Here is a 26,410-nt window from a genome sequence, read left to right as displayed (position 1 = left end):
CGTCTCCTCCTGGCAAACAATCGAAAGGCCTTATTGTCATTGATCGGGCCGCGTCGATGTCGGGGTGTTTGCCTGCATGACATATCGCAAGCGGCATGCCAATCGCGCCGGGAAAAAGGAAATGCGGCGCAATGCCGCATGGGGATTGACGGATGGCGCGAGCGTGCATTCCGGGAATGCCGCTCATCGCGCGCGCGATGAGCGGCATCCGCTCGGGATGGTGAGCGCAATCCGCTCAAAACATGTTGGCAATCCGCTCACAAACGCCGGGAGACGGGAGGAAACGCGCTATTCTTGCGGCGCGGTTGTTCCTTGCCGAAAGGCACGCTACTTGCGTAGCCGTTTCGCTCCCTTCTCCAGCCCGCGGGAGAGGGGAGTGCTTCACCGCCCAACTTCCACCCCCATGGCCATCCAGAAAAGCATCGTCCGCCGCTACCTCATCCTGTCGCTCCTGGCGTCGGTCGTGCCCGTCGTCTGGATCGGCCTGCTGTACGACCGCTTTGCCGAGTCCGCCTTCCAGGAAGTCATCGACGAAAAGCTGCGCGCGCACCTGACCGCGACCGCCAGCCGCATTACCGGTTTCGTGGAAGCGCGCCGCTACCAGGCCGAGACGCTCGCCAATTTTCCCGGCATGGCCGGCTTTGCGGGGTCGGACGAAGGTGTGCCGAGCGACCAGGTGGGCGCCTTGCTGCAGGTGGAGTCCGACCTGCCCGACCTGTTCGGCATCCTGTTCTTCGGGGAGGACGACAGCCTGAAGAAAGTGGTGCCGGGACAGGCCGCGTCCGGGCCGCCCTACTGGAGCGAAACGACGCTCGAGATCGGCGACCTGCCGCAGACCCGTGCCGGCGACGTCGAGCTTGTCGGGCCTGCGCCGCCCGTTGACGGCAACTCGGGCTGGCTGCTGGTGCGCTATCCCTTGCGCGACGTGCAGCAGGACGGCGCGCGGCACGTGGCGTTGCATGTGCGGCTCGCGTCGCTGACGGAACTGATGGGCGCCGACCCGGCGGCGGGCGCGGTGGAGCCGGTGCTGAAAACGCCCGCAGGCTATTTCAACCGTGTCGGCCACCTGGTATCGCCGCGCGGCAAGCTGATTCCCGGACCGGAGATCTATCCAGGCTGGCAGCCGATGCTGCAGGTGGAACCCTCGCAACTGCTCGAACCCTTCGACCGCGCGCGCCGTGCCCTCTTCATCGCGGCGCTGGTCGGCGCGGTGCTGATCGTGATCCTCTTCACGCAAATGTCCCGGCGCCTGCGGCAGCGCGTCGGCCAGTTGCTCGCCGGGGCGAGCGCGATCTCGTCGGGCCGCCTCGAATACCGCATCGCCGACCACGGCGAGGACGAGATCGCCACCGTGTCGCGCGCCTTCGACGCCATGGCGCAGCGGCTGGAACAGCATCTCGCCCGCATCGTGCGGATGGAGAAACTCGCGGTGCTCGGCGAATTCGCAACCAACATCGCGCACGAGGTGCGCAACCCGCTGGCGGCGGTAAAGACCACGGTGCAGGCGCTGTCGCGCCGCGAAACCGACGCGCGCCGCTTGCAACTGCTGGCCGATGTGGAGAGCGAAATCGACCGTCTTGCGCGCGTGGTCAGCCAGCTCCTCGATTTCGGCCGCCCGCGTCCACCCGTCGCGGAAGAGGTCGGCGTGCGCGACATCTTCCGCCGCGTGACGCTGCTGCTGGAGCCGGAGGCAGACAATCGCAAGGTCTCGCTGTCGGCACAGGGAGACAGCGACATGGTGATCGTGGCCGATGCCGACCATGTCGTGCAGATCCTGCTCAACCTCGGCATGAATGCCTTGCAGGCATCCGAAGAGGGCGGCGCGGTCGTGCTGCGCGCCACGCGGGAATCGAGCATGGCGGTGCTGGAGGTCAGCGACCAGGGCCACGGCATCCCCGACGACGTGCTGCCCCGCGTGACCGATCCTTTCTTCACGACCAAGAGCAAGGGCATGGGCCTCGGTCTCAGCATTTCGCGCCAGCTCGCCGAGATCAACGGCGGGCGGCTGGACATCCGCAGCACGCCGGGAAGCGGCACATCGGTGCGGGTATTCTTTCCGCTAGCGTGGGAAAAAAGATAATGGCAAGCATCCTCATCATTGACGACGAAACCAACCTGGTCCGCTCGCTGAGCTTCGCGCTGGAAGACGAAGGGCACGCGGTGCGCGGCGCGGGCACCGGCGCCGAGGGACTGGCGGCTGCGGCGGAGTTCGCGCCCGACCTGATCCTGCTCGACCTGAAGCTGCCCGACATGTCCGGCCTCGACGTGCTGGAGAAGCTGACCGCGCAGAAGTGCGACGCACAGGTCATCATGATCTCCGCCCACGGCGACACGCGCGCCGCGGTGAAGGCGGTCAAGCTCGGCGCGGCCGATTACATCACCAAGCCCTTCGACCTCGACGACCTCTCGCTCACGATCCGCGCGACGCTGGAACGCCGCCACATGGCGTTCGAACTGGAATTCCATCGCGATGCGACGATGCGCAACTCCGGCCTGATCGGCGACAGCCCCGCCATGCGGGAGCTCGCCGCGACCATCGACCGCGTGGCGGCAAGCGCCGCCACGCGCATCCTCGTGCTGGGCGAGTCCGGCACCGGCAAGGCGCTGGTGGCACGCGCCATCCACGCCGCCAGTCCGCGCGCATCCGGTCCCTTCATCGAGATCAACTGCGCATCCCTCCCGGAACAGTTGATCGAGGCCGAACTGTTCGGCGCGGAGAAGGGCGCCTACACCGGCGCGCACCAGCGGCGCGTCGGCCTGGTGACGCTGGCCGACAAGGGCACGCTCTTCCTCGACGAGATCGGCGAGCTGCCGCTGGCGCTGCAGGCGAAACTGCTGCACTTCCTGGAGAACGGCCAGTACCGCGCCATCGGTTCCGGCCGCGCGCAGTCCGCGGATGTCCGCGTGGTGGCGGCAACCAACCGCGATCTCGCCGCTGCGGTGCGCGAGGGCGGATTCCGGGAAGACCTGTACTTCCGGCTGAATGTCATCCAGCTCAACATTCCGGCCTTGCGCGAGCGGGGATCGGATGCGCTGGACCTCATCGCGCATTTCGCCCTCGCGTTCGCAAGGGGAGAGGGCTCGGCGCCGATCCGGCTGTCCGGCGATGCGCGCGCGGTGCTGCTGCGCTACCGCTGGCCGGGCAACGTGCGGGAGCTGAAGAACCTGATCGAACGCCTCACGATCCTGCATCCCGGCACGGAGGTGCCCGAGGGCGCGCTGCCGCCGGAAATCCGCGGCGCGGCCGGTGCGAACCTGCCCGCGGCATCCGAGAAGGCGCCGGCCAGCATCGGCGATGCGCTGGCCAGTACGGAGCGGGAAATGATGCTGGCCGCCCTGCGCGATGCCGGCGGCCACAAGGGGCATGCAGCGGAACGCCTCGGCATTTCAAGGCATGCGTTCAAGCGCCGCCTGCAGCGGCTGGGGATCGACTAGTTCATTGCACGCTTCAGGCGGCTTCCGCGAGCTGCTTCAGGCGCTGGTGCAGGAGTCCCGGCAGATGCCCCCGCTCGCCGGTCGCCGTATAGCGCGTCAGCTCCGTGCATCCATCGAACTTCCCGTGCTGGAACACCGGATCGCCGGCGTAGGCATGCAGGTTGTTGAAGGCCGTGTCTTCAATCTTCCCGGCGCAACGCGGATCACAGCAGCCGTCGAGCAGGTCGCGCAACAGGACGGTCGATGCCGTCCCGGCCACGACCCGGCGTTCCGCGGCGGGCACCTCCCACTGTTCGCACAGCGCGTCGAACATGCCGTGCAGGTAGCCGAGGCAATAGGGATCTTCGCTCAGCAGCGTCGCCAGGCGCAGCAGGTTTCCCTGCCTGCCCCGGTTGGGCGCGGTGCCGCAGGTTTGCAGGAGGACAAGGTATTCCGTCATTTCCGCCATCGGGCGCGGATAGGCGACGGGACCGGGGCTCGGCGGGGCGTCGGTCGAACCGACAAGGTTTTTCAGGAATTTCAACACGGTAGAAGGCGCTGGTGGATCACTTCCCTGTGAGTGTGTCGTACGGAAATAGTTCTCCTCCGCAAAGGATTGTCGCGGTGTCGACTGTTTCAGGACTAGAATTGACATGGATCAACATTTGCCATTGCCTCAGGGCAGGACGTTCATTACGCTTGAGTCCGTACAGTTCGCAGGAGCCGGTCGGATCGGGCGTGGCATTGCGTCAAGTATTCATTCGCGCGCATGAACGCAACGGAAGGAAATACATGTCTGATTGGTGGAACCGGCTCGGGCTTCAGTCCCGGCTGACAATCCTGATACAGGGATTCCTGCTCGTCGTCTTCGTCGGCGTGCAGCACTGGATTGCCGCGCGCTACGAGGCGAGCATCCTGAACGACGCCAGGCACCGCACGATAGCGGTGACCGACAGCGCCATCAACGGCCTCAACACCCTGATGGATGTGCGCATCAACGGCGAAGACGCCATCAGCGACCAGAAGGGCCGCGCGCGCTTCATCAAGCAGATCGGCGTGACCGACGGCGTCAAGGAATTCCGGATCATCCGCGGCGAAGCAGTCGATAAGGAATTCGGCCCCGGCCTGCCGGAAGAGGCCGCCGTCGATGCGCTGGACAAGGCGGTGATGGCGGACGGAAAGCCGCAGTACGTCATGCACGACGACGGCACGATGCGCGCCGTCCTTCCCTTCATCGCCATGAAGGAATTTCGCTCCAGCAAATGCCTGCGCTGCCACGGCGTCGATGAGGGCACGGTGCTGGGCGCGGCCAGCGTGACGCTCGATATCAAGGACGACCTGGCCAAGATCCGCCGCTTCAACATCCTGTTGTGGACCGGGCAGGGCGTGTTGCAGGTGGTGCTGTTCTTCGTCATCGGCGCCATCGTGCGGCGCTCGCTCAGGCAGCTCGGCGCGGAACCGTCGGAAGCGGCTGCCGTGGCGCAACGCGTGGCGCAGGGCGACCTGGCCACGCGCATCGACCTGCAGCGCGGCGATAGTGCCAGCCTGATGGCGCAGCTCAATGTGATGCAGGACAGCCTGTCGAATGTGGTCAGCAACGTGCGTCGCAATGCCGAAGGCGTGGCCACGGCCAGCGCCGAGATCGCGCAGGGCAACAACGACCTGTCGGCGCGCACCGAACAGCAGGCCAGCTCGCTGGAGGAAACGGCGGCGTCGATGGAAGAACTGGGCTCGCAGGTGAAGCAGAACGCCGACAGTGCGCGCGAAGCCAACCAGCTCGCGCAGGACGCGAGCGCGATCGCGGTCAAGGGCGGCGGCATCGTCGACGAAGTGGTATCGACCATGAAGGGCATCAACGAAGCCTCGCACAAGATTTCGGAAATCATCGGCGTGATCGACGGCATTGCGTTCCAGACCAACATCCTCGCGCTCAATGCGGCGGTGGAAGCGGCGCGGGCCGGCGAACAAGGGCGCGGCTTCGCGGTGGTGGCGGCGGAAGTTCGCTCGCTGGCGCAGCGTTCGGCGCAGGCGGCCCGCGAGATCAAGACGCTGATCGGCGCCAGCGTGGAGCGCGTGGAGCAGGGCACGGTACTGGTGGACCAGGCCGGCAGCACGATGCAGGAAATCGTGGCGAGCATCCGCCGCGTGACGGACATCATGAGCGAGATCAGCGCGGCCAGCAACGAGCAGAGCATCGGCGTGTCGCAGGTGGGCGAGGCGATCTCGCAGATGGACGAGGTCACGCAGCAGAACGCGGCGCTGGTCGAGGAAATGGCGGCCGCCGCCGAGAACCTGAAGAAGGAAGCCGAAGAGCTGGTGCAGGCGGTGGCGGTGTTCAGGCTGAACGGCTGAGACAAACCGCCGGGTATTTGCGCGGCGGATTGACGTGAATCAAGCCGCCCCATTGCCGCTGATGAACGTGTTCTTTAGGCTTGAATGCGTGGTTTGAAATTGTTTGCGGCGCGCGCGGAAGACCGCATGGCGAGCCGGTCACCGAATTGCAAAGGAAGAAAGAGCATGTCTGATTGGTGGAGTCGGCTTGGCCTGCAACGCAAACTGCAAATTCTCATCCAGGGTTTCCTGCTGGTTGTCCTCATCGGTGTGCAGCACTGGGTGTCGAACCAGTTCGAGCAGCGCGAACTGATCGCGGCGAAAGAGCGGACGACGGCGGTGGCCGACGGCGCCATCAACGGTCTGAACACGCTGATGGACGTCACCGTGGCCGGCAAGGATGTCATCAGCGATGCCAAGGCCAAGGCGCGCTTCATCAAGCAGATCGGCATCTCGGACGGCATCAAGGAACTGCGCATCGTGCGCGGCAAGGGGACCAACGACGAATTCGGTCCCGGCCTGCCTGAGCAGGAGCCGGTCGATGACCTGGACAAGTCCGTGCTGGCGACAGGCAAACCGGCTTTCAAGATGACCGACAGTGGAAGCGAGGCCTCGCTGCGCGCCGTCTTGCCCTTCATTGCCATGAAGGAGTTCAGGAGCAGCAAGTGCCTGGACTGCCATGCGGTGGATGAAGGCGCCGTCCTCGGCGCGGCCAGCGTGACGCTCGATATCAAGGACGACCTGGCGGCGATCCGCCGCTTCAACATCCTGCTGTGGATCGGGCAGGGCGTGTTGCAGGTGGCGCTGTTCTTCGTCATCGGCGCCATCGTGCGGCGCTCGCTCAGGCAGCTCGGCGCGGAACCGTCGGAAGCCGCCGCCGTGGCGCAACGCGTGGCACAGGGCGACCTCGCCATGCGCATCGAACTGCAGCGGGGTGATCAACACAGCCTGATGGCGCAGCTCAATGTGATGCAGGACAGCCTGTCGAATGTGGTCAGCAACGTGCGTCGCAATGCCGAAGGCGTGGCCACGGCCAGCGCCGAGATCGCGCAGGGCAACAACGACCTGTCGGCGCGCACCGAACAGCAGGCCAGCTCGCTGGAGGAAACGGCGGCGTCGATGGAAGAGCTGGGCTCGCAGGTGAAGCAGAACGCCGACAGTGCGCGCGAAGCCAACCAGCTCGCGCAGGACGCGAGCGCGATCGCGGTCAAGGGCGGCGGCATCGTCGACGAAGTGGTATCGACGATGAAGGGCATCAACGAAGCCTCGCACAAGATTTCGGAAATCATCGGCGTGATCGACGGCATTGCGTTCCAGACCAACATCCTCGCGCTCAATGCGGCGGTGGAAGCGGCGCGGGCCGGCGAACAAGGGCGCGGCTTCGCGGTGGTGGCGGCGGAAGTGCGCTCGCTGGCGCAGCGTTCGGCGCAGGCGGCCCGCGAGATCAAGACGCTGATCGGCGCCAGCGTGGAGCGCGTGGAGCAGGGCACGGTACTGGTGGACCAGGCCGGCAGCACGATGCAGGAAATCGTGGCGAGCATTCGCCGCGTGACGGACATCATGAGCGAGATCAGCGCGGCCAGCAACGAGCAGAGCATCGGCGTGTCGCAGGTGGGCGAGGCGATCTCGCAGATGGACGAGGTCACGCAGCAGAACGCGGCGCTGGTCGAGGAAATGGCGGCCGCCGCCGAGAACCTGAAGAAGGAAGCCGAGGAACTGGTACAGGCCGTATCGGTGTTCCACGTGAGCGATGACGGGCTGCGCCAGAATGCGCCGATGCTCGCGCTTCCGGCGGCGGAACCGGCGCGCGCCTATCCTGCATTGCCGGGGAAAAGCAAGACTGCCCTGCGTTTGCGGCGCTGACAGCCGCCCGGGGCGGCGATGATGAAACCGTCCCGGATTACTTCCTGACGATCCTGATGATGATGGCGGCCGCACCCATGACGGTCAGTGCCGCGGACACTTCGGAATAGCCGGCGACGGATGCTGCGTCGCCGGCACTTCGCGCAATGCGATCGCGACCTGTGCATCGGACGTCAGGATGTGACGGGCCAGCCACCGGTCGAGGAAGACTTCAAGTTCGCCGGCAAGACCTTCGCGTCCGCTGTAAGCCTCACGCTGCAGGTTGCGAAGACGGTACGAAATGAGCTCATGCTCGAACCGGTGATCCTCCAGTCCGGGAAACCTCGCTGCTTTCATCAAGGCTTCCTCGCGCGCGAAATGCGTCAGGGTATAGTCCATCAATTCCACCATCACCTCACGCACCAGCAAGTCTTTGCGTGCTTCCCGAATGCCGGCATGGAGCCGGTCCGCAATCTCGAACATGCGTCGGTGGTCGGCGTCGATCTGCGCGTGGCCGACGAGCAGGATGTCGGACCAGGCAATGATCGGCCGGAGGGATGAGGAGTGAAGATCTTGCACGGTAGGGGACGGATGTCATTTTTGGGGCATTAAAGCATCGGCGCACACTTCATTCATCCCATGAATATGGGGTGCCTTCGCGCCAATCGGGTACCTGCTGGAACATGTTTGAAAAAGGGTGATCCAGGTCAAGAAATACGGCGCATCAATTGGTTGATGCATGGAAACTATGCCGCTTGTTCCGTCTGATCAATGCTGTTTTTGTAATTTCCAGGTGCGCGTATACACTGAAAATCGCGCGCGACGGGTCAGCACGCGTTTCAATCATGCTGTACTGGAATAGGGGCTTCCATGAGCACAGCCGCCAGCACGAAGATCGCCACAATCGAAGCCATTCCGTTGCGTATCCCGTTTACCGCAGGAGGCCGGTCGGATACCGGCGCCTGGGGCGGCAAGGACCTGAAAACGGTCGATTCCCTGGTCGTGAAAGTCACCACGGAGCAGGGGCTGGTCGGCTGGGGAGAAAGTTTCGGCTTCACTGCAGTCCCGGCGGTGAAGGCCGCAGTTGACCGGATCATCGCGCCGCTTTGCATCGGCCGCGATTGCTCGCTGATTGAGAAGCTCATGCATGAGCTTCAGGTGACGCTGCACATCTTCGGGCGCAGCGGCGCCATCATGTTCGGTTTGTCCGCGCTGGATATTGCGCTATGGGATTTGGCAGGCAAGATCGCTGGCCAATCCGTGCATCAGCTGCTCGGCGGCAGCGACACGGACAGCCTGCCCTGCTATGCCAGCCTGATCCGCTACTCGGACCCCGAACTGGTGCGGGAAAATGTCCGTCGCGCATTGAACGATGGCTACCGGTATCTCAAGCTGCATGAAGTGGCGATTGGCTGCGTCGACGCCGCGCGCCAGGCAGCCGGGGACGATATCGAGATCACCCTCGACGTGAACTGTCCGTGGACGGTGCGGGAAGCGCTCGATATGGCCGGCAGACTGCGGCCCTATCACTTGCGCTGGCTCGAAGAGCCGGTATGGCCTCCCGAAAATGTCGCCGGCCTTGCACGCGTGCGCCGCGAAGGCGGCATTCCTGTTGCTGCCGGCGAGAATGCATCGACCCTGATGGAATTCCAGCACCTGCTGCAAGCGGAGGCCGTCGATTTCGTGCAGCCGAGTCCGGCAAAGATGGGCGGCATCACCGAATTGCGCAAGGTATTCGCATTGGCCAGCGCACACAACACGACCGTCATGGTGCACACGTTCTATGACGGTCCCGGACTGCTCGCCAGCGTGCATGCGAGCGCCGCACTGGGCGGTCCCAATGCGCTGGTCGAGTGGCGCTACTTCGACCTGGAGGCGCAGCTGTACGGCGACGCCATCATCCCCAAGCGCGGCGCCATCGAGGTGCCGCAGGGGCCCGGGCTTGGCATTGAGCCGGATCAGGATGTCATTCGCGATTACCGCATGACCTGACGCGGCAGCGGGTGAACGAGGGGGTATTGCTGATCCTGTCCACGTCTCCACACCCTGCGCGGGCATCGCGTAATGTTGCGTTATACTGCCGTCACTTTAGGTGACTTGCTCCTTGTTTGCGAGCGAGTGAAACGGGAAGCCGGTGACTCTGAGCGATCAGGCATTCCGGCGCAGCCCCCGCTGCTGTAAGCCTGACGACTCCGAAAACACCACTGTGCATTGGCATGGGAAGGTCGGGGAAGGATGAAGGCGAGCCAGAAGACCGGCCTGAAGCATAGCCGCACCAATCCCCGGGGTGATGGGAAAGGTTTCATTGATGTCTGCCGTCCGGCAGGCTCGCGTGAGCTTTTTTCTCCTGGCCTGGTGCCTTTCAGTACACCGTCAGAAGAATATGCCGGCCCGCTCAACCGACTTTCATTTCGCCCGCTATCTGGTCTGCGCCATCCTTCTTGCCGCAGGCGCGCAGAGCTGGGCCGCAACCTTGTTCGGAGTGGTAACCGAACGTGCGGCGCCAAACGCCATCGAAGCCGCACACCGTCACCTCGCAAGTCACCCCGATGATCGCATCGTGCTGCGCACGCCAGCGCAACTGATGGCCGCGAGCGACAGGCAGCTCGGCCAATGGATAGGACAGGCTGACAGCGTGCTCGCGGCCGCTGTTTTCGGCGACCCGGCGCGTCGTCTGAAGGATGCCCTGGAGCGCCATGCACGCCCGCACACTGCCGTGCTCGCCATGAATGGGGAATCCAGCTTGAACCTGATGAGCCGCAACCTCGGTGCGGATCGCTCCGGAAGCCTGGGCAACTTCCCCGCCGATACATTGTTCCAGCTGGCACAGGAAAACCCGCCCGTATCGGCCTTGCATGCAGCCGGCGCCCACCCGACAGCCCGCCGGTGGCTGGCCGCCCGCCAAGTTTGGCAGGCCTGGGGCAGCGAAAACATGGCGGCGCTGTTTGCTCATCTGCTCGACCCGCGGCAGTCGTTGCCGGTCCCGAAGCCGGAGCCGGCGTTGCGCATGCGCGTCGGCGGCAAAGAGTTCAGTGACACATCGGCGAGGAGCGCAGGGGCATCCCTTGGATTAGGCCCGATGCACAGCGTCGTGGTCTTGGACCTCGCCAACATGGATGCCGGCACGCCCGCTGCGCTCTGCCAACGCATCGAACAGCGCGGCCTGCCGTGCGTGCAGATCCTGACCCGTTGGGGAACGGCATCGCGCGATGTGCTGGAACGCTTGCCCGAGCTGATTGCACCGGCACGGCCCGCTGCGCTGATCGTATTGCAGGACTTCGTCGTAGGCGCCGCCGAAGGGCGGGAAGCGGTGATCGACGCCTTCAAGAAACTCGATGTACCCGTTTTCAAGGCCATCCGTCTGACTGAACGCAACGCAACCCAGTGGCGTCTGTCGCCGGACGGACTGCCTGCCGACTCCGTTCAGTATCGTGTTGCCCTGCCTGAATTGCAGGGTATCGGCCAGCCCGTCGTCGTCTCGGCGCTCGGCAGAAGCCGGCTGGATCGCGTGACGGGCATCGAGACACGCCCGCCCGTCGCACTGGATGCGGAAATCAACCTCCTCTCGGCGCGTGTCCATCGCTGGCTGACGCTGCGCGGCAAGGCAAATCGCGACAAGCGTATTGCCATCATCTATTACAACCATCCGCCTGGCCGCCAGAACATTGGCGCCGACAACCTCGACGTACCTGCTTCCTTGTTCGACATGCTGCATGCCCTGAAGGCAGCCGGTTACACGACAGGCGAGTTGCCTGCTTCGCCTGAAGCCCTGCTCGACCGCATCATGGCGCACGGCGTAAACCTGCCGGAGGATCGCAGCGCACTGCGCGAGCTTGGTGCCTCTGTGGCCAGCGTCCCGGCTGCCGATTACGCCCGCTGGTTCGCGACGCTGCCGCGCCGCGTACAGGGCGAAATGATGGACGGTCCCCTCGGCCGCCTGCATGCCGAGGTGCTCGAAGCGGAGGCGGCCAATGAGCGTGCCGCGGGCCGCAAACGGGCCGACGCCATACTGAAGGAATTGCGGCATCTGGTTGAAGGCGCGGACCATCCGAAACGGCAACAAGCTATCCGCGATCTGGAGGCACTGGACACCGGCTATCTCGCCTGCCTCGCCGACAATCCGCAGCGCCGCTGTGCCGCGCTTGCCGCGACCGTCCGCCGCCTGACCGGCTACGGGATTGAAGGCCTCAAGGGTTGGGGCGCGCCGCCGGGCAGGATCATGGCCGACAGCGGAAAGCTGCTGGTGCCGGGCATCGTCTTCGGCAACATTTTCATCGGCCCGCAACCGCCGCGCGGCTGGGAGGTTGACGAGGAACTGTTGCACGCCAATACCAGCGTCACGCCGCCGCACCAGTACCTGGCGTTCTATCATTGGCTGCGTGACCGGTTCAAGGCCGATGCACTCGTGCATGTCGGCCGGCATTCGACATATGAATTCCTGCCGGGGAAAGCCGTCGGACTGGCAGCGGACGACTATCCCAGCCTGATCGCAGCCGATCTGCCCGGCATCTATCCTTACATTGTCGATGGCGTCGGCGAAGGCACCCAGGCCAAGCGGCGCGGTCTCGCCGTCATCGTCGATCACCTGACGCCGCCGCTCGCCTCGACACCGCTCTATGACCAATTGCTGGCCTTGCGCCAGGTCGTCGAAAGCTTCGAAGCCGCCTCCAGCGAATCGCTCAAGGCCCAGGCCGCCCGCACCATGCGGGAACAAGTCGTGGCGCTGAACCTGAAAGCCGAACTGGAAGCCTCGATGGCCGATGTCCTGGCCGTACGCGGCATCGGTTTCGACGCGGCCGACGATGATCTGCTGGCCCACGAAATCGGCCACTACCTGACCAAGCTGCAGGAAAAATTCATGCCCTACGGCCTGCATATCTTCGGCCGCCAATGGAGCCAGCCATCGCTGGACCTGATGCTCGATTCCATGAAAAAAGGCGGCATCGACGATCCGGCGATCAGCCGCAAGCTGGCCGACTCGCCACGGCTCGAAATGCTGGGCCTGCTGGCCGGCCTGGACGGACGGTATATCGCGCCCGGCAAAGGCAATGACCCGCTGCGCTCGCCGGAGGCACTGCCGACCGGCCGCAATTTCCACGCCGTTGATGGCGACATCCTGCCGACCCGCGTCGGGTACCGGCTGGGAGAATCGCTGGCCGGCAAGGCCGTGGCCCGCGACAAATCGGCGCCGGGATCGGAAGGCGTCATCCTCTGGGCGTCCGACGCTGTTCGCGACGAAGGCGTGATGGTGGCATTCGCGCTCGCGCTGATGGGGGCCGAACCGGTGTGGAACGCGCGCGGTATCGTCACGGATGTGCGCCTCAAGCAGGGAGTCGTGCGACGCGACGTGATCGTCACCACCTCGGGACTGTTCCGCGACCTGTATCCCAACCTGATCCACCTCATCGACCGTGCGGGACGGCTGGCATTGGCCGCATCTGCCGCCAGCCTGATCGAGCAGCGCCCGGACCTGAAAGATGCGCTGGGTGCCGCGCTGGCGCCGGTGCCGACGGCCGCATGGGGGCGCGAAGCGGTGAACGACAACCGAGTTGCGCGCGAATGGCTGAACCGCCTCGCTGCACTCGAACAATCCGGGCTGCCAGTTGCCGAAGCCGGCCGCGCCGCCGCGCTGCGCATTTTCGGTGACGCTCCCGGCGCCTACGGCACCGGCGTCAACCGCCTGACCGAACGCTCGGGTGCCTGGCGCGAACGCGACGAGATCGGGCGTGCATACCGCAAGCGCATGGGCCATGCGTATGGACTTGCCGATACGGGGGAAGCCAGTCATGCCGCCTTCGACACCGCACTCGTGGGCATCGCCCGCACCTATCACGGCCGCGCCAGCAACCTGTACGGCCTGCTCGACAACAACGACGCCTTCGACTACCTCGGTGGATTGTCGCTGGCAGTCGAAGGCCGCACCGGACACCCGCCTGAAGCCTTGATCCTGCAGCACGCCGAACCCGGCCGTGCCGATGTCGAACCGCTGGCCACCGCACTGCTGGGCGAACTGCGCGGCCGCTTTCTCAACCCCGCCTGGCTCAAGCCATTGATGAACCACGGCTACGCGGGCGCTCGCACGATGGGGACGGAGTTCCTAGAAAACCTGTGGGGCTGGCAAGTCACCCGCCCGGACCTGGTCAAGAACTGGGCCTGGGATGAGGTGAAAGCCGTCTATTTCGACGATGCAAAAACACTCGGCCTGCCGCAGTTCCTCGGGCAGGGGCAGAATGCCCATGTCAAGGCACACATGCTTGCCATCTTCATGGTCGCAGCCGAAAAAGGTTTCTGGAAGGCCGACACCGCGACCATCAGGCAGATGGGGGGCGAACTGGCGCGGCTGGTTGCAAGAAATGGATTGCCCGGCAGCGGCCATACGGCGCCTGACCACCCGATGTGGCAATGGCTCGCCCCACAGCTCGACGCCGCCGATGCCGGGGCACTTGGCGTGACGCTGGACAAGGCGCGAGGCGACTTCCCTGCTGTTGCGCCGGCCGCCATGGCAGCCAAGGCGGAAAGGACCCCCAATCCCGCCGGTGGAAATGAAAGCGCCGCAGCGCCCGCCGCCACTGAAGCACCTTCGCGCTATTACGAACTCATCGACCAGGAAGCGCCGGCAAGCAATCCTGCCGTCCGCATCGTCAACCTGTTAGGCCTTCTTGTCGCCGGCTTCGCCCTGTTTGCCTTCGGCCTGTGGCGCGGCGGGCAATTCCATTCACATAAAAGGAGTCTTCAATGACCGACTTGATGTCATTTACCTGGCTGCATGAAGCCGTCACCTGGTTGCTTGCCCCAGCACTGGCCGCATTGTTGCTGGCTTGTGCGATCGCCTTGATAGAAGCCGGCATCGCCACCGGCGAACGTTTCCATGGCCTGGCCAGGCTCAGGGCCGCCGGCGATGTGCTGCACGTGCAACGCGTCGCTCGCCATCGCCTTGAACGCGCCGACCTGCTCGCCCGAATTCCTCCCATGCTCGGCCTGATGGCCACCATCATTCCGCTTGGGCCGGGACTCGCCGCACTTGGCAAAGGCGATCCGGCGCAACTTGCCAGCGCTGTCACCGTCGCCTTCGACGCAACGGTGCTCGGTCTCGTCGCGGGCATCGGCGGCCTGGTCATCGGTAAATTGCGCCGTCGCTGGTATGAGGAAACGCTGGAGGCAATGGAATGAGCGACCGCCAGCCACGCAAACGCCTGCGTCTCTATTCCCGGCTCGATGCCCGCTTCGACGACCACGACGAAGACCCGCGCGCAAGTCTCGTCAACCTGGTCGACGTGATGCTGGTGTTCGCTTGCGGGCTGCTGGCGGCATTGGCGGCCGGCACGCAAAGCGCACTCAAGGTACCGAAGCCTGTGGACAAGGGCCGCGAAATCGAGCGCCCGGCCAGCGGCATTACCCAAAACGGCAGCGGCTACGATCGGGTCGGCGAAGTATTTCGCGATCCCAAAACCGGCAAGCTGGTACTGATCGATGCGACTGCCTCAGGGAATGAGAATCGAACACTGACCGGACAGGGTTCGACAATCAATCGCAAACAAAATCAATAACTCCAGCAAACGGATCTGCGGTACGCCATGCTAACCGCCAGGCGGGACTGCAGGACGAAGCGAACGCTAGTCGGGCAGCAAAGCCGGCAGCTCCGCGCGGAGAAAATCGACGAAAAGACTTGTCCGCACCGAATTCCGCCCGTCCTGCGGATACACTGCGTAGCAGCGATAAGCATATAGCCGGTAATCCGGCAGCAGTTCGACCAGCCTGCCGCTGCGCAGGTCGTCGTCGACCATGAAGACCGGCTCGATCGCAATGCCTTTTCCAGCGAGGCAGGCCTGGCGCAGCACGCCGCCGCAGTTGGAACGGAAACGGTACCTGACCGGCACCGTCATCTCTTCGGCGTCGCGGAAGAAGACCCAGTTGGCGCCATATCTGGTGTGCGCATACGCCATGCATGCATGATCGCGCAAGTCGTCGGGCGTTTCCGGCACGCCGCGCTGCGCCAGGTACTCCGGCGACGCTACGACGACGCAGCGGACCGGCGCGATTTCCTTGGCGATCAGGTTGCTTTCCGGTTCGCGCGTGATGCGGATCGCGACATCGATGCCGGATTCGCTGAAATCCACGAAATCGTCGCTGCACCACACGTCGATCTCGATTTCCGGATAACGCTCCATGAAGCGCGGGAGCAGCGGCGCGACATAGTGCACGCCGAACCCCGCCGGCATGCTGATGCCGAGATGGCCGCGCGCCTCCGCCTTGGTCTGCGCCGCCAGTCCTTCCACTTCCTCCAGCCGGTCGAGGATTTCGCAGCAATGTGCGTAGTACGTCGTGCCCACCTGCGTCACCAGCAGCGCGCGGCTGGAGCGGCGCAGCAGCGTCACGCGCAGGTGGCGTTCGAGATCGGCCACATGGCGCGACACCGAAGCAGCAGAGAGCCGCAACATCTTCGCCGCCTGCGCGAACGAGCCGGCATCCACCACGGAGCGGTACACCTGCATTGCCATCAAACGGTCCATCGGTAACACCAATCCATTGACGTGAGAACGGGGTGCGAGGAGGGCGAGGGCTTGCCATTCCCCTCTCTCGCGTGGGCGATTATTGCCGGTGGTTCCAGAAGGAAAAAGCACTCCGGCTGAAATTCATTATTCGTCGGATGTTGATAATCGCCGCGCATGCAGTGCTTCCGCACCAATGCGCCATACGGCTTCAGCAGGCGGACTTCGCCGCCCCCTCTGGGAGGACAGCCTAAGCCTTCGATGGCACTTCGCGCGCATCGATACGCGCTGTCCGCGTCCCGCCGACATCCGTTTTGCGCAAGTCTCGATTGCATTTTTCGAAATCCGCACACGCGGTTTTTCGTGACCCGGCGCTCTTACCATCCGTGGAAATTTCTCATGGAGCCACGTCATGTCACGTATCAAAAGGACACCCGGCGCGTTCGTCGCGACGCTACTCTGCTTACTGCTCTGCGCGGGATACGCGCTCGCCGGCACCGCGGCCGCGCAAGCTGCCCCGAGCGCGGGGCAGCGCATCTTCGACCTGTTCCGCCAGGACAAATCGCCGCAGCCCGCCGTCACCAGGCTAGCGCAGGCCGACACCAAGGCTGTTCCTGCACCGGCCGCCGCCGAGAAGAAACCCGAGGCGACCTACGTCGGCGAAGAACGCTGCGTCGCCTGTCACTCGCTCGAGAAGGAGCACTGGGCGCACACCACCCATGCCAAGGCGTTCAAGCTCAACCCGAAGACCGATCTCGAGAAAAAGAGCTGCGAGGCCTGCCACGGCCCCGGTTCGCGCCATCTGGAAAACGCCACCGACAAGAGCGCGCTGATCACCTTCACGCGCAAGGGCGACACGCCGCTCGAAAAGCAGAACGGACAGTGCCTGGCCTGTCACAAGGGTGGACAGCGCATCGGCTGGAGCGGCTCGATGCACCAGGCCAGCCAGGTTGCCTGCACCGACTGCCATAACCCGATGTCGAAAGCGTCGGCCACCGGCCTGCTCGCAAAAAACAGCATCACCGAAACCTGCTACACCTGCCACCAGCAGCAGCGCGGCGAGTTCAACAAGCGTTCGCACATGCCGGTCAATGAAGGCAAGATGTCCTGCGTCGACTGCCACAACCCGCACGGCAGCCCGACCCGCCCGCTGCTCAAGGCCGATTCGGTCAACCAGCTCTGCTACACCTGCCACACCGAAAAGCGCGGCCCCTTCGTGTGGGAGCACGCCCCGGTGCGCGAGAACTGCATGAACTGCCACAACGCGCACGGCTCGAACAATGAAAAGCTGCTGTCGGTGCCGCGCCCCTTCCTGTGCCAGCAGTGCCACACCCATGTGCAGCATCCGAACGACCTCCTCACCAAGGGCAACACGGCGGCGGGCGGCACGCCCGACGGACGTGCGCTGAACCGCAACTGCCAGAACTGCCACGCGCAGATCCACGGTTCCAACCATCCGTCCGGCGTGCGCATGCATCGCTGATGTTCCGTCGCCACCGTTAGCCATAAGGGAATAGATCATGAAAACCCAACGACTCGTGCCGCGCGTGATCGCGCTGGCTGTTTCCCAGTTGTTCGCCGGCTCGGCCATGGCGGACTCCGCCGCCGGACCGGATACCGTCTTCGCCGGCACCCTGTCGCCGCGCGGCGCCGTTTCCGCAGCCACGCCAGATGTCCGCGGCAAGTCCCTGATGATCCCGGACCTGGAACGCACGCCCACCGGCCTGCTTTATAGCTGGCCCTACGAACCGCCGGTCATGGTGCCGTATGCCGACGGCTGGATGGCGCGGCTGAACGCGGAAGCCGGCGTGCTGCACGTCAACGGGCCGGACAAGTCGGCGAAGTTCAGCGAGCGCAAGGATTGGAGCAACGGCTTCCTGCTCAACAGCTTCAATCTAGGACTGGAGAACGAGGCGCAGGCGCGTTATTTCGACGTGACCGGCGGCAGTCTCGGGCGCGACGATCAATACCTGCGCGCGGTCTATGGCAAGTACAACGCGTACAAGGTCAAGTTCTACGCGAACGAACTGGAGCAGCCCTTCGGCGACCAGACGAAAACCATCTTCGACGGCGCCGGCACCGGCAACCTGACGCTGCGCGAGGGCTTCGGCCTCGCACCCGGCGGGGCCGGTCGCGCCAACACGCCGGCGGCCAAGCAAGCCGATGCGCAGAACATGCTGCGCGCGCTGCAGGATGTCGACCTCGGCCTGAGCCGCAAGAAGGTCGGCCTCGAATCGGAAACGAAATTCGGTGCCGACACCAGCCTGCTGCTGCGCTACAGCCAGGAAAAACGCGAGGGCGCGCGCCCCTTCGGCGGCACGATGGGCTTCGTCACTGCGGTGACGGCGGCCGGCGGCAGCGCGACCAACCTGCCGGGCGGTTCGGCGGTCGAGACCATCGAACCGATCGACTACCGCACGCACGACGTAGTCGCAGGATTGCGCTGGGCACGCGAGAACCTGCAGGCCAACCTCACCTACACCGGTTCCTTCTTCCGCAACCATATCGATGCGCTGACCTGGGAGAACCCGTTTTCGTCGGCCAACGGCCCCGGCATCCTGAAGTACGGCAGGACCGATCTCGCGCCTGACAACAATTTCAACCACCTCAAGCTGGACTTTGGCGGCAGCGGCCTGCCGATGCGCGGACAGATCAACGGGGTGCTGTCGATCGGCCGCATGGTGCAGGACGATGCGCTGCTGGCGCCGGTCGCCAATTCCGGCCTGCTGGCCTCGACGCCGATTTCCTCCGCCAGCACGCCGCTGGCAAACCCGACGCCGTTCACCAGCCAGGGCGCCGCCTCGGCGAGTCCGGTGCTCAACGCTAACCTGTGGAACACCACGGACGCGCTCAGCCAGAAGTCGGCCAACGCGCGCATCGATACCTGGCTCGGCCAGATCGGCGGCTCGATACAGCCGACCGACGACCTGACGCTGCGGGCAAAGCTGCGCCGCTATGCGGAAGACAACAAGACCAGCTACGTTGCCTACAACCCGCTGACCGGACAATACGGCTACGTCGCCCTGGACGGCGGCCTGTGGGTCAACGCCAAGGGCTACAGCGGCATCTACAGCGACCAGACCGGCACCATCGTGACGCCGTCGGGCAGCATCGACGTGGTGCGCGCCGTGTTCCCGATCCGCTACCGCAGCATCCCGTTCGAATACCGCCGCGACAACTACAGCTTTGACGGCGACTACCGCCTTGCACGACGCACCACGGTTTCCCTCGGCTACGAGCGCGAGGAATATACGCGCGCGCACCGCGAACGCGACCGCACCTGGGAAGACCGCTTCCGTGTCGCGTTCAACAACCGCGACATCCCGTGGGCCACGCTGCGCCTGTCGTATGAATACGGCGAGCGCAAGGGCAGCGAGTACAACCCGGATCCGTACGAACCGTTCATCCTGAGTCCGGCCGCGGCGATGCCGACCACGCAGGGCACGAACTCCGGCAACCTGATGACGCTGCCGCCGCACACGCTGGCACAGCTTCGCAAGCTCGACCTGGCCGACCGCAAGCAGCACATCGTCAACGCAAGGATGAATGTCATCCTGCGCCAGGACATGGACCTGATGCTTTCAGGGAAACTGATCGACAACGGCAACGACGCTGCGTTCGGCCGCAGCGTGGAACGGATCACCAGCTGGAACGCGGACTGGAGCTGGAACGCCTCGCCCACCTCCGGTGCCTACGCGCACTACAGCCTGCAGCGGTCGCGGCAACGCCAGGCCAACATCAACGATTCGACATCGAGTCCGTACATGGCCGGGAACAACGACGCCAACGCCGGCGGCGCGAACTACCCGCTCGCCAACGCCTGGTCGGAAGCCTTCCGCGACAACAGCCATTCGTTCGGCCTCGGCGGCCGCTACGGCTTCGGCAAGTTTACGCTGGAGAGCAATTACACGATCACGCTGTCACGCGTGGCGATCGGCTACGAGTTCGCCTCTGCGGCGGCGCTGGCCTCGCCCGCGCTGGCCGCCACCGCAGGCAGCGGTATGCCGCAAAGCCTGTTCCGCCAGAACGTGCTGGAGACCGGCCTGCGCTACCAGGTGGCGAAGAACATGGCCTGGCGCTTGTTCCATCGCTACGAGAAGGCCAAGTTCACCGACTGGCATTACGACGGCCTGCAAAACGTGTACAACAACATGGTGTTCCTGAATGCAGGACCGCAGAACTACAGCGCGAACGTTGTCGGGGTATTCCTGCAATACACGCTCGATGCGAACGGGAGGTGACGCAGGCGGCCTCGTGCGTCGCATCGCTGCCCTTCGGCGTCGGGCCCGATGATCAGTTGCGCGCTGTCGCCATCACTGCCGCGAAGCCGATGAACGCGCCGCCGGTAATCCGATTGAACACTTTCAGGACGGGCGCGCTGCGCAGATAGGCCGCAAGGCGGTGGCCGCTGCCGGCATACACGAGGTACCAGCCGACTTCGATGACAGTGAAGGTCGCCAGCAGGATGTCGAACTGCGGCACCTGCGGCAGTTCCGAACGGATGAACTGGGGAAAGAAGGCCGCCGCAAACAGGATGGCTTTCGGATTGCTGGCGGCGACGAACAATCCCTGGCGATAGAGATGGCCGGCGCCGGGCGATTTTACGGCGGCCGCCGTCGACACCGGCGCCGCTTCCCCGTGTACCGGCGCGCGCCAGCTCTTGAAGCCCAGGTAGGCGAGATAGGCGGCACCTGCCCAGCGCAAGGCGTCAAACACGGACGGAAAGGCTTGCAGCAAGGCACCCAGCCCCGCAGCCGAAAGACTCATCATCGCCAGCAGTGCAGTCATGCATCCCGCCATGGTGGCAAGTGCGGCACGGAACCCAAAGCGCGCGCTATGGCTCATCACCATGATCATGTTTGGCCCTGGCGTCGCCGACACGACAAAAGTCATCATGACGAACAGCCACCATGTCTGGATACTCATTTCCGAATTACTCCTTGCGAAACCTGGAATTGGACGTTGCCACGAAACGCGGCGAAAACGGGGAAAAGCATAGCAGGTCTCGCCGATCGGCGAGCGTCATCACTGCCGCTGGCTATTTTGAAGATGGAGCAAGCGGTGGGTGTGCCATGCGCACCGGTCCGAAGAATGCATGTACAAGGGATTGAACACCACCCGAGAAGATGAAATGGTGCGCGGAGCGCACCCTACGCTCGCTGCAATGAATAGATCAGGTGCCGCAGGACAGGGTGCGTTCCGAGTGACCGTTCCCGCCATTCAGTCACAGACAGTTATTTTGATGCCCTGAATGCATCTGCAAGCGGGCTCGATTAGTTCATCGCAATACGAATTTATTTTCGCGGACAATATTTGTCGCCGTTTACTTGAATTTTTAAACGGCGACAGATATAGTCTGCGTTATGGCACATCTCACTGTTAGCGTTGAATACGGCATCCACTGCCTCCTATGGCTCGTTGGCTCAGGCGATAAGCCATTGAGCAGTCGAGATCTGGCCGAATTGCAGGGTATCTCTGTCAGCTTCGTCGCCAAGATCTTCCCCAAGCTTGAGAAGGCAGGAATTGTTACGGCCTGTGAAGGTGTGCGAGGCGGTTACCGCTTGGCGCGACCACCGGAAAAGATAAGCTTTCTGCAAATCGTTGACGCAATTGAGGGCGAAAAGCCCTTGTTCGATTGCCAGGAAATTCGCAGCCGCTGCGCCGTATTCGGAGCAACGGCGCCTGACTGGGCAACTAGCGGCGTCTGCGGCGTGCATCAGGTCATGCTGAAGGCCGAAAAGGCGATGCGCGACGAGCTGGCGGCTCATTCCCTCGCCGAAGTCTCAGCAACCTTCATCCGTAAGGCGCCAAGAAAGTTCTTCATTGAAGTTCATGACTGGACAACCGAACGTACTGGCAGCCGCAAGCCCGGGCGCCGGGCCAAGAAGCCCGGCCCCCCCGCCTCATAGAGCGCGGCGCTAAGCCGCATTCCCCCGCACTCAAAATCGTTCTCGGTCTTCGCCGGATGTGCCGAGCGAGCTCTTGCGCACCTGCGCAATGCCCCCCTACGTCCGGACATTTGCTAGGAGTGAATAGAATGGCCCAAAAAATTGTTGTCGCAGGTTCCGGCTTTGCCGGGTTATGGTCGGCGTTGTCGGCAACTCGTGCTGTCGAACTGGCCGGCAAGAGCGAGGATATCGAGGTTGTTGTTATCTCCCCAAGTCCGACTCTTGTCGTTCGTCCTCGCCTCTATGAAGCTGTAATGGAGAACATCGATCCGGACCTGGCGCCGCTTTTCACTGTTATGGGGGTACAGCATATTGCTGGCAGGGTCGCGGGCATTCGCGCCGACCGTCATGAACTGGAGATTGTCTCTGCCGAGGGGATGCGCTCTACCTTGCACTATGACAAGTTCATTCTTGCCGCCGGCAGCACTTTGTTCCGGCCGCCGATCCCTGGCCTTGCGGAGTTTTCGTTCAATGTTGACCAGCTGGCCGACGCCAAGGTACTTGACGCACATCTTGCTTCCTTGGGGGGCCGACCTGAAACGCCAGCGCGCAATACGGTCGTGGTGGCCGGTGGAGGCTTCACCGGCATCGAAACGGCAGCCGAAATGCCGGAGCGCTTGCGCAAAGTGCTGGGCAACACGGCAGAAATTCGCGTCGTGGTGATCGAACAGGCACCGGGAATCGGTCCCGACCTTGGTCCGGTACCCCGTCCGGTCATCGAGGCTGCCTTGGCCGAATGTGGCGTCGAGATCATTACCGGCGTGGCCGTTGCCGCGATCGATGCGAACGGAATAACAACCTCATCGGGCAAGCGTATCGAATCGAACACAGTCGTATGGACAGCTGGCGCTCGCGCCAATCCGCTCGCAGCGCAGGTTCCAGGTAATCGGGATCAGTATGGCCGCATCCACGCCGATCCCTATCTACGTGCTCCGCAAGCTGCCGACATCTTTGTCACTGGGGACGTTGCCCATGCGGCTACTGACGACCAAGGTAATGTGGCCGTCATGTCCTGCCAGCATGCGCTGAGCCTCGGGCGTGTGGCGGGCCATAATGCGGCGGCCGAATTGGTCGGTCTTCCACTCCATGCCTATAGCCAGCCCAAGTATGTCACCTGCCTTGATCTCGGCGCCTGGGGGGCGCTATATACCGAGGGCTGGGATCGCCAGATCTGCCTCATCCGCCAGGAGGCCAAGAATCTGAAGCGAGATATCACCACAAAGTGGATCTACCCGCCTGCCGCCGACCGAAAGGCCGCCTTCGAAATCGCCAACCCTGATTACGTGATCGTGCCCTAGCGGAGCACTACCTGCCTTCGTACCGGGGATGAATGCAGCATTTTGTGAAGGCTTCGCGGGTCTTGCTTCGGGCTGCAGTATCATGTGACTGTTTTGAACCTGCAGCGCCAAGCAACAATGCGTGCGACCATCCTCGAATCCGTGCTGACATGCCCTACCTGTGGTTTTGCCAAGCGAGAGACAATGCCTACCGACGCTTGCCAGTTCTACTATGAGTGTGAGAACTGCAAGGCGATTCTTCGTCCCAAGGCTGGAGATTGCTGCGTCTTCTGCTCCTACGGTTCAATAAAATGCCCGCCTATCCAGCAACAGCGCAGTTGTTGCGGATAGCCCGACTCTGAGGGGCGTGTTTATTGACCGCTTACGCTCAACCGCCCCGCACAAAAAATCTTCCCTCCCGATGCCCGTTTTCCATCGAAATGTCCTTGCGCCCTGTGCATAATCGGCCTGTCCCTTCGACTTGCCTCGCATCACCACTCCATGCACAACATGCCACAACCGAAACGCGTACTTGCCATCCAGTTCGGATGGGCAGTGGGCGGCCTTGGCTTTCTTCTATCCTTCGCGCTGTCGATCACGGTACTCATCCGGCAAGGCAATCCGGGTTTCCTGTGCATCTGGCTCGCCGCAGTGATGGCCACCGGCGCATGCATGCGCGCCCACTTGCGCTGGCGCAAATCCTGCGAGCGGATGTATTCGCAGGAAACCGTCCGCACCTGTTATCCGGCACGCAAAGCCTGGCGCCAGGACGTGGAAGAGATTGCATTCCGCGACATCCCCGACGCTGCCATGTCGTTCAGCCAATAAAAAGGCCCGCGCACCTTGCGGCTGCGGGCCTGAAATAAAGCTTTGGAGATTACGCCGCCATTACACTCCAGTGGCACATGCACGACTGTGACTCCTGTCACAAATCGTTACACCCCACGCAGATTTTTTTGCGCCGATATCAAACGGATATTCCACTCCTGCAAGAAGAACGATAATCGCAGGCCTATCGTGTTGAGCGGCAAGTTTGCCAGGCGTTGAGGCGGTGCAAAGGATCGTCCGCTTTCCTGCGATGCCGCGCCAAACCTTATAAAATCGACATTCATTCCCACCTGCAGTGTCTTCAATGACAAGCCTATCCAACGCGGGGCATTGATGCACAAGGATTCGCACCTGCCCTCCTTCAGCGCCGACGAGGCTGAACGGCTGCGGCTGTTTGTCGATGGCGTGACCGACTACGCCATCTTCATGCTGTCCACGACCGGGATCGTCAGCAGCTGGAACGCCGGTGCGCAGCGCATCAAGGGATATGCCGCCGGGGAAATCATCGGACAGCATTTTTCCCGTTTCTACACCGATGAGGATAATGCACGCGGCATCCCTGCGAACAACCTGCGCATCGCGATGGAGACCGGCAGGTTCGAGGATGAGGGGTGGCGCCTGCGCAAGGATGGATCGTGCTTCTGGGCGAACGTCGTGATCGATGCGATCCGCACGCCGGACGGCGCGCTCGCCGGCTTCGCCAAGGTTACGCGCGATATCACCGACAGGAAGCAGGCGGCGGAAGCCTTGCATGCGAGCGAGGAACGGTTCAGGCTCCTGGTGCAGGGCGTGACCGACTATGCGCTTTACATGCTGTCCCCCGAAGGCACGATCACGAACTGGAACGCCGGCGCGCGGCGGATCAAGGGCTTCGAGCATGACGAAGTGATCGGGACGCATTTTTCCCGTTTCTACAGCGACGAAGACCGCGCAAACGGACTGCCGGCGCGCGCGCTGTCGACAGCCATCGAGGAAGGACGTTTCGAGGGTGAGGGATGGCGCGTCCGCAAGGACGGCACGCGTTTCTGGGCCCATGTGGTGATCGATCCGATCCGCGACGAGTCCGGCACGCTGATCGGTTTTGCCAAGGTGACCCGAGACATTACCGAGCGCAGGGAGACGGCCGCGGCGCTCGAACGCGCACGGGAGGCGCTGTATCAGTCGCAGAAGATGGAAGCCATCGGCAAGCTGACCGGCGGCGTCGCGCACGACTTCAACAACCTGCTCAACGTGATCGTCAGCGGGCTCGACATCCTCTCGCTGGAGATCCAGAGTCCGCGGGCGCAGAAAGTGCTGGAGAGCATGCAGCGTGCGGCGGAACGCGGGTCGAAACTGACCATGCAGCTGCTGGCATTCGCACGCAAGCAGCCGCTCCAGCTGGAGCGGCACAATGTCAACAGCGTGATCGGTTCCTTCGAGGCTGTGCTGCGCAGGGCCGTCGGCGCAGTGAATTTCGATCTTGGTCTGCAACCCGGTTTGCCGCAGGCGATGATCGACGCGACCCAGTTTGAGGCCGCGTTGCTCAATCTCGTCGTGAATGCGCGCGATGCCACACCGGATGGCGGCAGCATCACGCTGTCTACGCAGACCGTCCGGATTGGCAGCACGGAGGTGGGCAATCTTCCCAAGGGGACGTATGTCAGGGTCACGGTGAAGGACAATGGGGCCGGCATGCCGCCCGAGGTCGCTGCGCGCGCCGTCGAGCCCTTCTTCACGACCAAGGATGTCGGCAAGGGCACCGGCATGGGATTGAGCCAGGTGTACGGCTTTGTGCAGCAGGCGGGCGGCGACATGGTGATTGACAGCGCCCCCGGACAGGGAGCGGCGGTGATGCTCTACCTCCCGGCCATCGAGGGGGAAAGCGCGGGCGATGCGACGCCTTCGACGCAGGAGCGGGTGGAGAAGGCGCTGGTCGTCGACGACCAGCCGGATGTCCTGGGGGTGGCGGTGGAATTGTTCCGCCAGCTCGGCTACGACGTACTGTCAGCCAGCAACGGGAAGGATGCGCTCGACACCGTGCGGCGCACGCCCGACATCGACGTGGTCTTCAGCGATGTCGTGATGCCGGGCATGAGCGGCGTCGAACTTGCGCGCCAGGTGCGGACCCTTGCTCCTCGGGCGAAAATCGTCCTGGCTTCCGGTTATGCGTCGAATGCTGCCAGGTCCAGGGATGCCGGTGTCGATGATTTCGAGTTCGTCACCAAACCCTACCGGATGGCGGAGATCATCAAGAGATTGCGCGTAGCGGAATAGCGCGAAGCGGCATGTGACCGCCGCTTCG

At 63.5% G+C, this 26,410-nt stretch carries 20 protein-coding genes and 1 riboswitch; of the genes, 15 read left to right on the top strand and 5 right to left on the bottom strand.

What is annotated here, in order from left to right; translation table 11 throughout:
• The first annotated feature begins 376 nt into the window (after nucleotides 1-376).
• Nucleotides 377-2,080, top strand: a complete 1,704-nt coding sequence (locus AC3WOY_RS11285; protein ID WP_492423730.1) for a sensor histidine kinase — start codon at nucleotides 377-379, stop codon at nucleotides 2,078-2,080.
• A complete protein-coding gene (locus AC3WOY_RS11280; protein ID WP_492423728.1) occupies nucleotides 2,080-3,435 on the top strand; it encodes a sigma-54-dependent transcriptional regulator in 1,356 nt (451 codons plus the stop codon). Before AC3WOY_RS11285 ends, AC3WOY_RS11280 begins: the two co-directional genes overlap by 1 nt.
• Nucleotides 3,436-3,448: 13 nt before the next feature.
• On the opposite strand, the gene AC3WOY_RS11275 is transcribed toward AC3WOY_RS11280, so the two are convergent.
• On the bottom strand, nucleotides 3,449-3,958 hold the full coding sequence (locus AC3WOY_RS11275) for a hypothetical protein (protein ID WP_492423726.1): 510 nt from the start codon (nucleotides 3,956-3,958) through the stop codon (nucleotides 3,449-3,451).
• 248 nt (nucleotides 3,959-4,206) lie between these two features.
• Between AC3WOY_RS11275 and AC3WOY_RS11270 the strand changes: the two genes are divergently transcribed.
• Complete coding sequence (locus AC3WOY_RS11270) at nucleotides 4,207-5,766, top strand: methyl-accepting chemotaxis protein (RefSeq protein ID WP_492423724.1); 1,560 nt, start codon at nucleotides 4,207-4,209, stop codon at nucleotides 5,764-5,766.
• Nucleotides 5,767-5,931: 165 nt separating this feature from the next.
• Nucleotides 5,932-7,608, top strand: a complete 1,677-nt coding sequence (locus tag AC3WOY_RS11265) for a methyl-accepting chemotaxis protein (RefSeq protein WP_492423722.1) — start codon at nucleotides 5,932-5,934, stop codon at nucleotides 7,606-7,608.
• Between the two features lie 84 nt (nucleotides 7,609-7,692).
• Here AC3WOY_RS11265 and AC3WOY_RS11260 read toward each other — a convergent pair whose 3' ends face one another.
• Entirely contained in the window at nucleotides 7,693-8,166 is a 474-nt protein-coding gene (locus AC3WOY_RS11260) for a bacteriohemerythrin (RefSeq protein WP_492423720.1), read from the bottom strand.
• A 291-nt stretch (nucleotides 8,167-8,457) separates the two neighbouring features.
• On the opposite strand from AC3WOY_RS11260, the gene AC3WOY_RS11255 reads away from it, so the two are divergent.
• From AC3WOY_RS11255 to AC3WOY_RS11240, 4 genes are all read left to right on the top strand, one after another.
• Nucleotides 8,458-9,579, top strand: coding sequence for a mandelate racemase/muconate lactonizing enzyme family protein (locus tag AC3WOY_RS11255; protein WP_492423718.1), 1,122 nt, complete (start codon nucleotides 8,458-8,460; stop codon nucleotides 9,577-9,579).
• Between the two features lie 81 nt (nucleotides 9,580-9,660).
• Nucleotides 9,661-9,864, top strand: a riboswitch (cobalamin riboswitch).
• A 106-nt stretch (nucleotides 9,865-9,970) separates the two neighbouring features.
• Nucleotides 9,971-14,326, top strand: a complete 4,356-nt coding sequence (locus tag AC3WOY_RS11250; protein ID WP_492423716.1) for a cobaltochelatase subunit CobN — start codon at nucleotides 9,971-9,973, stop codon at nucleotides 14,324-14,326.
• A complete protein-coding gene (locus AC3WOY_RS11245) occupies nucleotides 14,323-14,757 on the top strand; it encodes a MotA/TolQ/ExbB proton channel family protein (protein ID WP_492423714.1) in 435 nt (144 codons plus the stop codon). The genes AC3WOY_RS11250 and AC3WOY_RS11245 overlap by 4 nt, the downstream gene beginning before the upstream one ends.
• Complete coding sequence (locus AC3WOY_RS11240) at nucleotides 14,754-15,134, top strand: hypothetical protein (RefSeq protein ID WP_492423712.1); 381 nt, start codon at nucleotides 14,754-14,756, stop codon at nucleotides 15,132-15,134. The genes AC3WOY_RS11245 and AC3WOY_RS11240 overlap by 4 nt, the downstream gene beginning before the upstream one ends.
• A gap of 66 nt (nucleotides 15,135-15,200) precedes the next feature.
• Here AC3WOY_RS11240 and AC3WOY_RS11235 read toward each other — a convergent pair whose 3' ends face one another.
• Nucleotides 15,201-16,097 (bottom strand): LysR family transcriptional regulator, encoded by an 897-nt coding sequence (locus AC3WOY_RS11235; RefSeq protein ID WP_492423710.1) that lies wholly within the window; start codon nucleotides 16,095-16,097, stop codon nucleotides 15,201-15,203.
• A 391-nt stretch (nucleotides 16,098-16,488) separates the two neighbouring features.
• On the opposite strand from AC3WOY_RS11235, the gene AC3WOY_RS11230 reads away from it, so the two are divergent.
• Together AC3WOY_RS11230 and AC3WOY_RS11225 are read left to right on the top strand one after the other, a co-directional pair.
• Nucleotides 16,489-17,559 (top strand): DmsE family decaheme c-type cytochrome, encoded by a 1,071-nt coding sequence (locus tag AC3WOY_RS11230; protein WP_492423708.1) that lies wholly within the window; start codon nucleotides 16,489-16,491, stop codon nucleotides 17,557-17,559.
• Between the two features lie 37 nt (nucleotides 17,560-17,596).
• Nucleotides 17,597-20,317 carry an MtrB/PioB family outer membrane beta-barrel protein gene (locus AC3WOY_RS11225; RefSeq protein ID WP_492423706.1) on the top strand — a complete coding sequence of 907 codons (2,721 nt, stop codon included), beginning with the start codon at nucleotides 17,597-17,599 and terminating at the stop codon, nucleotides 20,315-20,317.
• Nucleotides 20,318-20,369: 52 nt separating this feature from the next.
• Here AC3WOY_RS11225 and AC3WOY_RS11220 read toward each other — a convergent pair whose 3' ends face one another.
• On the bottom strand, nucleotides 20,370-21,002 hold the full coding sequence (locus AC3WOY_RS11220; protein ID WP_492423704.1) for a LysE family translocator: 633 nt from the start codon (nucleotides 21,000-21,002) through the stop codon (nucleotides 20,370-20,372).
• A 437-nt stretch (nucleotides 21,003-21,439) separates the two neighbouring features.
• Here AC3WOY_RS11220 and AC3WOY_RS11215 point away from each other — a divergent pair, with 437 nt between their 5' ends.
• From AC3WOY_RS11215 to AC3WOY_RS11200, 4 genes are all read left to right on the top strand, one after another.
• Nucleotides 21,440-21,985: an RrF2 family transcriptional regulator gene (locus AC3WOY_RS11215; RefSeq protein WP_492423702.1), complete on the top strand. Its 546-nt coding sequence runs from the start codon at nucleotides 21,440-21,442 to the stop codon at nucleotides 21,983-21,985.
• Between the two features lie 128 nt (nucleotides 21,986-22,113).
• Complete coding sequence (locus tag AC3WOY_RS11210; RefSeq protein WP_492423700.1) at nucleotides 22,114-23,322, top strand: NAD(P)/FAD-dependent oxidoreductase; 1,209 nt, start codon at nucleotides 22,114-22,116, stop codon at nucleotides 23,320-23,322.
• Between the two features lie 117 nt (nucleotides 23,323-23,439).
• Entirely contained in the window at nucleotides 23,440-23,652 is a 213-nt protein-coding gene (locus AC3WOY_RS11205; protein ID WP_492429265.1) for a GDCCVxC domain-containing (seleno)protein, read from the top strand.
• Nucleotides 23,653-23,811: 159 nt separating this feature from the next.
• On the top strand, nucleotides 23,812-24,129 hold the full coding sequence (locus AC3WOY_RS11200; protein ID WP_492423698.1) for a hypothetical protein: 318 nt from the start codon (nucleotides 23,812-23,814) through the stop codon (nucleotides 24,127-24,129).
• 107 nt (nucleotides 24,130-24,236) lie between these two features.
• Here the strand turns inward: AC3WOY_RS11200 and AC3WOY_RS11195 are convergent, their stop codons facing one another.
• Nucleotides 24,237-24,413 carry a hypothetical protein gene (locus tag AC3WOY_RS11195; RefSeq protein ID WP_492423696.1) on the bottom strand — a complete coding sequence of 59 codons (177 nt, stop codon included), beginning with the start codon at nucleotides 24,411-24,413 and terminating at the stop codon, nucleotides 24,237-24,239.
• A 49-nt stretch (nucleotides 24,414-24,462) separates the two neighbouring features.
• On the opposite strand from AC3WOY_RS11195, the gene AC3WOY_RS11190 reads away from it, so the two are divergent.
• Nucleotides 24,463-26,382: a hybrid sensor histidine kinase/response regulator gene (locus AC3WOY_RS11190; RefSeq protein ID WP_492423694.1), complete on the top strand. Its 1,920-nt coding sequence runs from the start codon at nucleotides 24,463-24,465 to the stop codon at nucleotides 26,380-26,382.
• Nucleotides 26,383-26,410: the final 28 nt, after the last annotated feature.

The sequence above is a fragment of the Noviherbaspirillum sp. FW303-A3 genome (genome assembly GCF_058788695.1).
Note: the sequence above shows the minus strand (reverse complement) of the source record. Positions and strands in the feature narration are given on the sequence as shown.

Excerpts from the sequence above, each read along its gene's own strand:
- AC3WOY_RS11210 (WP_492423700.1), top strand. The coding sequence starts at position 22,114 with ATGGCCCAAAAAATTGTTGTCGCAGGTTCCGGCTTTGCCGGGTTATGG.
- AC3WOY_RS11235 (WP_492423710.1), bottom strand. The coding sequence starts at position 16,097 with ATGGACCGTTTGATGGCAATGCAGGTGTACCGCTCCGTGGTGGATGCC.
- AC3WOY_RS11230 (WP_492423708.1), top strand. The coding sequence starts at position 16,489 with ATGTCACGTATCAAAAGGACACCCGGCGCGTTCGTCGCGACGCTACTC.
- AC3WOY_RS11220 (WP_492423704.1), bottom strand. The coding sequence starts at position 21,002 with ATGAGTATCCAGACATGGTGGCTGTTCGTCATGATGACTTTTGTCGTG.
- AC3WOY_RS11215 (WP_492423702.1), top strand. The coding sequence starts at position 21,440 with ATGGCACATCTCACTGTTAGCGTTGAATACGGCATCCACTGCCTCCTA.
- AC3WOY_RS11250 (WP_492423716.1), top strand. The coding sequence starts at position 9,971 with ATGCCGGCCCGCTCAACCGACTTTCATTTCGCCCGCTATCTGGTCTGC.
- AC3WOY_RS11205 (WP_492429265.1), top strand. The coding sequence starts at position 23,440 with ATGCGTGCGACCATCCTCGAATCCGTGCTGACATGCCCTACCTGTGGT.
- AC3WOY_RS11195 (WP_492423696.1), bottom strand. The coding sequence starts at position 24,413 with ATGAATGTCGATTTTATAAGGTTTGGCGCGGCATCGCAGGAAAGCGGA.
- AC3WOY_RS11200 (WP_492423698.1), top strand. The coding sequence starts at position 23,812 with ATGCCACAACCGAAACGCGTACTTGCCATCCAGTTCGGATGGGCAGTG.
- AC3WOY_RS11190 (WP_492423694.1), top strand. The coding sequence starts at position 24,463 with ATGCACAAGGATTCGCACCTGCCCTCCTTCAGCGCCGACGAGGCTGAA.
- AC3WOY_RS11240 (WP_492423712.1), top strand. The coding sequence starts at position 14,754 with ATGAGCGACCGCCAGCCACGCAAACGCCTGCGTCTCTATTCCCGGCTC.
- AC3WOY_RS11280 (WP_492423728.1), top strand. The coding sequence starts at position 2,080 with ATGGCAAGCATCCTCATCATTGACGACGAAACCAACCTGGTCCGCTCG.
- AC3WOY_RS11245 (WP_492423714.1), top strand. The coding sequence starts at position 14,323 with ATGACCGACTTGATGTCATTTACCTGGCTGCATGAAGCCGTCACCTGG.
- AC3WOY_RS11255 (WP_492423718.1), top strand. The coding sequence starts at position 8,458 with ATGAGCACAGCCGCCAGCACGAAGATCGCCACAATCGAAGCCATTCCG.
- AC3WOY_RS11270 (WP_492423724.1), top strand. The coding sequence starts at position 4,207 with ATGTCTGATTGGTGGAACCGGCTCGGGCTTCAGTCCCGGCTGACAATC.
- AC3WOY_RS11225 (WP_492423706.1), top strand. The coding sequence starts at position 17,597 with ATGAAAACCCAACGACTCGTGCCGCGCGTGATCGCGCTGGCTGTTTCC.
- AC3WOY_RS11265 (WP_492423722.1), top strand. The coding sequence starts at position 5,932 with ATGTCTGATTGGTGGAGTCGGCTTGGCCTGCAACGCAAACTGCAAATT.